Here is a 7,962-nt window from a genome sequence, read left to right on the forward strand (position 1 = left end):
ATTATAAGGAATGAGATTATGATTGAAGATAAAAAAGATTTAATTAATATAATTCAGAATAATTTTGAAGAGTTGAGCAAAGGTCAGAAACTTATAGCTAAATATATAATTTCTCATTATGATAAAGCTGCATTCATGACAGCAGCTAGAATAGGAGAAGTTGTAGGAGTAAGCGAATCTACTGTTGTTAGGTTTGCTAATGTATTAGGTTATTCAGGATATCCAAATTTACAGAAAGCTTTACAAGAACTAATAAAAAATAAACTAACTACTGTACAAAGATTAAGTATGTCTGATGACTATTCCAATAGACATATAGGGTTAAAAAAAGTATTAAAAAAAGATATGGAAAATATAAGAGATACCATAGATAATATAGACCTAGATATGTTTGAAGAAGTGGTAAGTAGTATATTAAAAGCTAAACGAGTATATATATTGGGACTTCGTAGTTCAAATGCTTTAGCTGCTTATTTAGGATTTTATTTAGGCGTCATGCTAGATGATGTTAAAGTTGTAAGTCTAGGAATAAGTGATATATTTGAACAATTACTAAGAGTTACTGAGGATGATGTAGTTATAGGCATAAGTTATCCAAGATATTCAAAAAAAACATTAGATGCTTTAAGATATGTTAAAGATCAAGGTTGTAAAGTTATAGGTATAACTGATAGCCAAGTTTCTCCTATAACAAGTATAGCAGACTATACACTATTTGCTAAAAGTAATATGGTGCTGTTTGTTGATTCACTAGTAGCCCCCATGAGTTTACTAAATACTTTGATAATAGCTATAGGTATGCAAGTAAAAAATGAGATAGCAGAATACTTTAAAGAATTAGAAAATATATGGGAAGAGTACAATATATACGATGGAAAAGATAAAAAATAGAATATAAGATAATTAGTATCTAAAAATAACAGGATGATTTTTCATCCTGTTATTTTTTAGTGTAAATTCTATAACATAAGAATTTACACTAAAAAATAAAGAAAAATGGACATTTATTAAAAATTCAAGGTAATCAAACAGCTTTATCATATCAAATGTTATCATAAATGATAAAGTGAAATTAAAAACAAACAAAATAAAATTCTAAATTTAACACTAGATAAACAAAAGATAGTATAATTAATGTGGAAACACAGTAACCCATACAAAAGGAGGAAATTCATAAATGACTAAACTATATTTAGTAAGACATGGTCAATCTGAGTGGAATATATTAAATAAAGTACAAGGACAAGAAGATACAAAGTTAACAGAACAAGGAATTGCTCAAGCTAAAAAAGTAGCTAATAGATTAAGTAAAGAAGACATAGATTTAATATATTGTAGTGATTTAAAAAGAGCTCATGATACTGCTAAAATAATAGGTGATAAAATTAATTTACCAGTAAATAGCTTAAAAGACTTTAGAGAGATAAACTTCGGAATCTGGCAAGGACTAACTTTAGATGAAGTAAAGGAAAAATATAAAGAACAAAATATAATATGGAGAACCGAGCCTCATAATTTTAAACTAGATAGAGCAGAAAAACTTATAGATGTACAAGAAAGAATGATGAATAAAGTTAATGATATCTTAAAGAATAATCCAGATAAAAATGTACTAATTGTATCTCATGGAACAGCTATAAAATCTCTATTACTTGGAATACTAAACATAGATTTAAGTAACTATGGTAAAATATCTATAGGGAATGTAGGGTTAAGTATAATAGAATTTAGAGACTATTTTCCTGTTATAAGAGTATTAAATGATACCAGTCATCTTAGGGAGGAATAAATTTTGGAAGAAAAAGTAGCAATAATAGGAGGTGGACCTGCTGGTATGATAGCAGCAGGTATAGCAGGATCTAGAGGCAAAAATATCACGTTATTTGAGAAAAATCAAAAACTTGGTAAAAAACTTTTTATAACTGGAAAAGGTAGATGTAATATAACTAATAATGGAGACATAGAAGATCTAATACAAAGTGTTGTCGTAAACAATACTTTTTTATATAGTGCTTTTTATACATTTACAAATCAAGATATAATTGATCTTTTAAACAAATATGGTGTTAGAACTAAAGTAGAAAGAGGAAATAGAGTATTCCCTGAAAGTGACAAATCTAGCGATGTTATAAAGGCTTTGGAAAAATTTCTAAATGATAATAATGTAAATATAAAACTTAACACTGAAATAAAAGATATTATTAAGGATAATGAAAATGGATTGTTTAGCATTAAAACACAGAATAATGAAATATTGAAGTTTAACAAAGTGATAATAGCTACCGGTGGAAAATCATATGAACAAACAGGATCAACAGGAGATGGCTATAAATTTTCTAAAAAATTTAATCATACAATAATAGATCTAAAACCAGCCTTAGTTCCATGTGAAGTAAAAGAAAATTGGATAACTGAACTACAAGGACTTTCTCTGAAGAATGTTACTATATCAGCATATACAGAGAATAAAAAAATATTTGAAGAATTTGGGGAAATGATATTTACACATTATGGTATATCTGGACCTATTGTATTAACCATGAGTAACTATATAAATAAATATATATCTAAAAGTAATGATATTAAAATAAAAATAGACTTAAAACCAGCTTTAGACTTTAAGAAATTGGAGTCTAGATTGATAAAAGACTTTGAAAAATATTCTAAAAAACAGTTTAAAAATGCTCTTAACGAACTATTACCTAAAAAATTGATTCCTGTAATAATAAAACTATCAGGAATACCAGAGGATAAATTTATCAATCAAATTACAAAAGAAGAAAGAACACACTTAATAAATATTCTTAAAGGTCTTACATTAACCTTTAAGAAATTTAGACCTTTAAACGAGGGAATCATTACTTCTGGTGGTATATCAACACTAGAAATTGATCCTTCTACTATGGAATCAAAGATAATAAAGGGTCTATTCTTCGCAGGGGAAGTTATAGATGTAGATGCTCTAACTGGAGGTTTTAACTTACAAATAGCATATTCTACAGGATATCTAGCAGGATATAACTGTTAAAAAAATGTACTTAAAGTACATTTTTTTTATTTTTAAGCATAACATATTAAGGTAAATTAAAAAGGGGAGATCGATATGCGTAAAAAGAAATCTATATTTGAAAAAATCGAAAAATCTATACTTAGATTCTGTATAGTAAGTATAATACTACTAGGATCCATACATATTTACAAGCAATCAACGGGTACAGAAGTGTTTTTCAATGAAGAATTAGATAAAATATTTGAACAAAACTCTAATAAAGATAATGCTTATGTAGTTTTAAAAAAAACAAAAAAGGGTTTTCAAAACATTGAAATATTAGTAAATGGTGATAAAAAACATAAGTTTGAAAATAACTTAGAACTAGTTTTGAGTGTAAAAGATAATGATTTAATAGAAGTAGATGGATCAATGTATGATGAGAGTATTAAAATAGAAGTTGTAGGAGTTACTGAAAATATTGCACAACCTAAGTTAAATACTGTAGTAGAGACAAATAAGTCTATGGAAATGTTAGGTAAAGTGGAGTTAAATAATCTTGAGTAGAAAAAAGAATTAATATATAATTAATATGATATTATTTGAGTTTTTATTTTATTAAGATATATTAAAAATATATTTTCAAAATTTAAGCCACCTAATGAATAAGGTGGTTATGCATTATCAAGGAGGATATGTACATATGAAAAATTTTTCCGTAGCTATTGATGGACCAGCTGGAGCAGGTAAAAGTACCATAGCAAAAATTATAGCCGAAAAACTTAATATTATTTACATTGACACAGGAGCTATGTATAGAGCTTTTACTTTAAAATTAGTGAAAAATAATATAGATTTTAATGATATTAAAACTATAAAAAATACATTGAGAGACACAACTATTGACTTTAAAAACAATCATATATTCTTAGACGGAATAATCGTAGATGAAGAAATTAGAACTAATGAAATTAGTTCTAAAGTATCTTTGGTTGCAAAGATAAAAGAAGTCAGAGAAAAGTTAGTAGAAATTCAAAGAGATATAGCAAAAAATAAAAGTATAATAATGGATGGAAGAGATATTGGAACATCTGTTTTACCAAATGCAGAGTTTAAGTTTTTCATAACAGCTTCAGTTGAAGAAAGAGCTTCAAGAAGATATAAGGAACTTATAGACAAAGGAATCAGCATAGACTTTGATAAATTAAAAAACGATATAATTAAAAGAGACAGAATAGATAGTACGAGAAGTATAGCTCCTTTGAAGAAAAGTGAAGATGCAATAGAAGTTGATACTACTAATAAAAATATTAATGAAGTAATAGAACTTATACTAGACAAAATGAAAATGGAAGGGAATATATAATGATATTTTATAATCTTGTAAAAAATTTATCTAAAATAATGTTTAAACTAGGATATAAATTAAAAATAATAGGAATTGAAAATATACCTAAAAATGGTAAGGTTATTATTTGTTCAAATCATGTAAATTTATTAGATCCAATTCTTATAGCAGCAATATCTCCAAGGCAATTACACTTTATGGCAAAAAAAGAACTATTTAAAAATAAATTTCTTAAAATAATTTTTAATGGACTAGGTGCATTTCCAGTTGATAGAGAAGGAGCAGACCTAAGTGCTATTCGTAATTCTCTTAAGATACTTAAAGAAGACAAAGTTTTTGCATTATTTCCAGAAGGAACTCGTATGACTGAAATGAACTTAGACAGTGTAAAACCAGGTGTAGCCATGATAAGTATAAAATCTAAATCTCCTATTGTTCCAGTATATATAGATACTAATTATAAGCCTTTTACAAAGTTAAAAGTAATAATAGGAAAACCAATTTCTTTTGAAGATTATTATGATAAAAAATTAAGTACTGATGACTATAGAGAGCTAAGCAAAAGGGTATTAAAAGAAATATATAAATATAAGGATAGATAGGAGGTATAACTTTGAAAATAATTATAGCTGAAAATGCAGGATTTTGTTTTGGAGTAAAGAAAGCTATAGAATCAACAATAAATCAATTTGAAAACAAAGATAAAAATATATATTCTTTAGGACCTCTTATTCATAATAAACAAGTTATAGACAAGTTATCTAAAAAAGGACTTAATGTTATAGAAAACATAAGTGAAGCTGATAAAGGAAAAGTAGTAATAAGATCTCATGGAGTTCCTTTAAGTATATACGATGAAGCTAAAGAAAAAAATATAGAAGTAGTAGACTGCACCTGTCCATTTGTTAGAAATGTGCAAAGAAAAGCTCATGATTGTTATAAAAATGGATATGATGTAGTTATAATTGGTGACTCAAATCACCCTGAAGTAATAGGTATAAAAGGTTGGTGTGACAATAAAGCATATTCAGTAAATAGTGAAGATGATGTAAATAAGTTACCATCTCTTAATAAGGTATGTATAGTTGCACAAACTACTATAACTAATGAAAAATTTGAAACTTTGTCAAAGTTAGTTTCTAAAAAAAGTAATGAAGTCCATATAAATAATACAATATGTAATGCTACAAATGTACGTCAAAGTTCTTGTAGAGATGTAGCTAAGCAGGCAGATGCAATGATTGTTATAGGAGGATATCATAGTTCTAACACACAAAAACTAGTTGAAATCAGTAAAAAATATTGCAAAAATGTATATCATATAGAAGTTGCTGAAGAATTGCCTTTGGAACAACTCAAAAATTATCAAATAATAGGGATAACTGCAGGTGCCTCTACCCCTGCATGGATAATAGAGGAGGTATATAATAAAATGTCTAATATTTCAAATGATATCAATGATATGTCACAAGCTTTAAATAATACTTTTACTAATATAAGAAAGGGAGATATATTAGAAGGAGAAGTTATACTAGTAGGTAATGATGAGGTAGTAGTAAACATAGGTTATAAGTCTGATGGAATAATAAAAAAAGAAGAACTAACAAATGATCAAGATGTATTACCATCACAGATAGTTTCAATAGGTGATAAAATTTCTGTACTTGTAATCAATATGAATGATGGAGAAGGAAATGTCTTATTGTCTAAAAAGAGAGTAGATAATAAAAAAAATTGGGAAGAAGTTTCTAAATTATATAAAAACGAAGCTATAATAAATGTTAAAGTCAAAGAAGTTTCAGATAATGGCCTCATAGTAAATATACTTGGATTAAGAGGGTTTATTCCAAAATCTCAGGTATCTAATAAATATATAAAAGACTTTAATTCATACTTGAATAAAGAGTTAGATGTAAAAGTTATAGACTTAGATAAAACTAAAAATCGTATAGTTTTATCTAGAAAATTGATAGAGCAAGAAGAACAAGAAAATGAAAAAGAAAAAACTTGGAGTCATATTAAAAAAGGCCAGATTATAAAAGGAAAAGTTAAAAGAATTACAGACTTTGGTGCATTTGTAGATATAGGAGGAATAGATGGCTTATTACACATATCAGATTTGTCCTGGACAAAAGTAAAACATCCAAGTAAGGTTGTTAATGTTGGAGATGAAATTGAAATAATTATTCTTGATTTGGATAAAGCTAAAGAAAGAATATCATTAGGCCTAAAACAGCTACAACAACATCCTTGGGAAAAAGTTAAAGACAAGTATACTGTAGGTAGTATAATAGATGGAACAGTAGTCAAATTATTAAATTTCGGTGCATTTGTAGAATTAGAACCTGGAATAGAAGGACTAGTTCATATTACACAAATTACAGACGAAAATATATCTAAACCTTCAGAAATACTTAACGTAGGTGATAAAGTAAGGATAAAGATATTAAGTATAGATGAAGAACAAAGAAGAATAGAACTAAGTATAAAAGAAGCTGATTTGAAACAAAATGAAGAGTATAAAAAATATAATACTGATGAGTCATTTACAATAGGTGATATAATAAATGTAAAAAATCTCAAATAAGTTCAATCTAAAGTGTATAAAAAAATTTAGAATGTAAAAAATAAGAAAGACCTCACAAAATCATCAAGACCCCCTTTATATTATTCTGTGGCATAGTATTGCCACAGTCTTTTTTTTATTATAGAATATACATAATCTATTATGGATAAATTTTAGAAAAGGGGAAAAAAATGGACAAATATGAGGCGTTTAAAAAAAATATTTATTCTCTAACAAATATAAATCTATCTTGCTACAAAGAAAAACAAATGAAAAGAAGAATAGAGTCATTAATCAGTAGAAATGGCTATAAAAACTTTGATGACTATTATATAGCATTAAAAAAAGATAAAAAATTATTTAATGAATTTATAAATTATTTAACTATAAATGTATCTGAGTTCTATAGGAATCCAGCTCAATGGATGTGCTTAGAAAAAGATATTCTTCCTAATTTAATAAAGAAGTACAAAAAACTTACTATATGGAGTAGTGCTTGTTCTACAGGGGAAGAACCCTATTCTTTAGTAATGCTTCTATCCAAGTTTTATAATTTAAAGGATGTAAAAATAATTGCAACAGATATAGATGCAGGAGCCATTGAAAAAGCCAAATTAGGTGTTTATAGTGAAAAAAGTCTGCAAAACTTACCTAATGATTTTAAGTTGAAATATTTTGATAAAATAGGAATGTCTTATAAAATCAAAGAGGACATTAAGTCCTGTGTAGATTTTAAAAAGCTAAATTTATTAGAAGATAGATATCCTATGGACTGTCATATTATATTGTGTAGAAATGTTCTTATATACTTCACTGAAGAGACTAAGAATATAATATATAAAAAGTTCCATGACTCTTTAAGTAAAGATGGCATATTATTTGTAGGAAGTACAGAACAAATAATCATGCCTGATAGATATAATTTAAAATCAACTAAAATGTTTTTTTATCAAAAAGAAGCATAGTTATATAAAGGTAGTCTTATTAATAGACTGCCTTTTTTATTGTATGTAGAAAACCACCTGCTATGCAGGTGGTTCCAAAAAGCTTGTAGCTATG

General features: G+C 26.8%; 8 protein-coding genes. All 8 read left to right on the forward strand.

Annotation, left to right across the window (positions count from 1 at the left end; translation table 11 throughout):
- Positions 1-18: 18 nt before the first annotated feature.
- Positions 19-891, forward strand: coding sequence for a MurR/RpiR family transcriptional regulator (locus CLPU_RS13935; RefSeq protein WP_050356280.1), 873 nt, complete (start codon positions 19-21; stop codon positions 889-891).
- 286 nt (positions 892-1,177) lie between these two features.
- The gene (locus tag CLPU_RS13940) at positions 1,178-1,789 is read left to right on the forward strand and encodes a histidine phosphatase family protein (RefSeq protein ID WP_050356281.1); all 612 of its coding nucleotides are present in this window, start codon (positions 1,178-1,180) and stop codon (positions 1,787-1,789) included.
- Positions 1,790-1,792: 3 nt separating this feature from the next.
- Positions 1,793-3,028: a BaiN/RdsA family NAD(P)/FAD-dependent oxidoreductase gene (locus tag CLPU_RS13945; protein ID WP_050356282.1), complete on the forward strand. Its 1,236-nt coding sequence runs from the start codon at positions 1,793-1,795 to the stop codon at positions 3,026-3,028.
- Positions 3,029-3,103: 75 nt separating this feature from the next.
- Positions 3,104-3,556 carry a hypothetical protein gene (locus CLPU_RS13950; protein ID WP_050356283.1) on the forward strand — a complete coding sequence of 151 codons (453 nt, stop codon included), beginning with the start codon at positions 3,104-3,106 and terminating at the stop codon, positions 3,554-3,556.
- A gap of 136 nt (positions 3,557-3,692) precedes the next feature.
- Positions 3,693-4,355, forward strand: a complete 663-nt coding sequence (gene cmk, locus CLPU_RS13955; RefSeq protein ID WP_050356284.1) for a (d)CMP kinase — start codon at positions 3,693-3,695, stop codon at positions 4,353-4,355.
- On the forward strand, positions 4,355-4,939 hold the full coding sequence (locus CLPU_RS13960; protein WP_050356285.1) for a lysophospholipid acyltransferase family protein: 585 nt from the start codon (positions 4,355-4,357) through the stop codon (positions 4,937-4,939). The genes cmk and CLPU_RS13960 overlap by 1 nt, the downstream gene beginning before the upstream one ends.
- Before the next feature lie 11 nt (positions 4,940-4,950).
- On the forward strand, positions 4,951-6,924 hold the full coding sequence (locus CLPU_RS13965) for a bifunctional 4-hydroxy-3-methylbut-2-enyl diphosphate reductase/30S ribosomal protein S1 (protein WP_050356286.1): 1,974 nt from the start codon (positions 4,951-4,953) through the stop codon (positions 6,922-6,924).
- Between the two features lie 170 nt (positions 6,925-7,094).
- Positions 7,095-7,868 carry a CheR family methyltransferase gene (locus CLPU_RS13970; protein WP_050356287.1) on the forward strand — a complete coding sequence of 258 codons (774 nt, stop codon included), beginning with the start codon at positions 7,095-7,097 and terminating at the stop codon, positions 7,866-7,868.
- Positions 7,869-7,962: the final 94 nt, after the last annotated feature.

It is taken from the genome of Gottschalkia purinilytica, from assembly GCF_001190785.1.
Lineage (GTDB): Bacteria > Bacillota > Clostridia > Tissierellales > Gottschalkiaceae > Gottschalkia_A > Gottschalkia_A purinilytica.

Excerpts from the sequence above, each read along its gene's own strand:
- CLPU_RS13935 (WP_050356280.1), top strand. The coding sequence starts at position 19 with ATGATTGAAGATAAAAAAGATTTAATTAATATAATTCAGAATAATTTT.
- CLPU_RS13940 (WP_050356281.1), top strand. The coding sequence starts at position 1,178 with ATGACTAAACTATATTTAGTAAGACATGGTCAATCTGAGTGGAATATA.
- CLPU_RS13950 (WP_050356283.1), top strand. The coding sequence starts at position 3,104 with ATGCGTAAAAAGAAATCTATATTTGAAAAAATCGAAAAATCTATACTT.
- cmk (WP_050356284.1), top strand. The coding sequence starts at position 3,693 with ATGAAAAATTTTTCCGTAGCTATTGATGGACCAGCTGGAGCAGGTAAA.
- CLPU_RS13960 (WP_050356285.1), top strand. The coding sequence starts at position 4,355 with ATGATATTTTATAATCTTGTAAAAAATTTATCTAAAATAATGTTTAAA.
- CLPU_RS13970 (WP_050356287.1), top strand. The coding sequence starts at position 7,095 with ATGGACAAATATGAGGCGTTTAAAAAAAATATTTATTCTCTAACAAAT.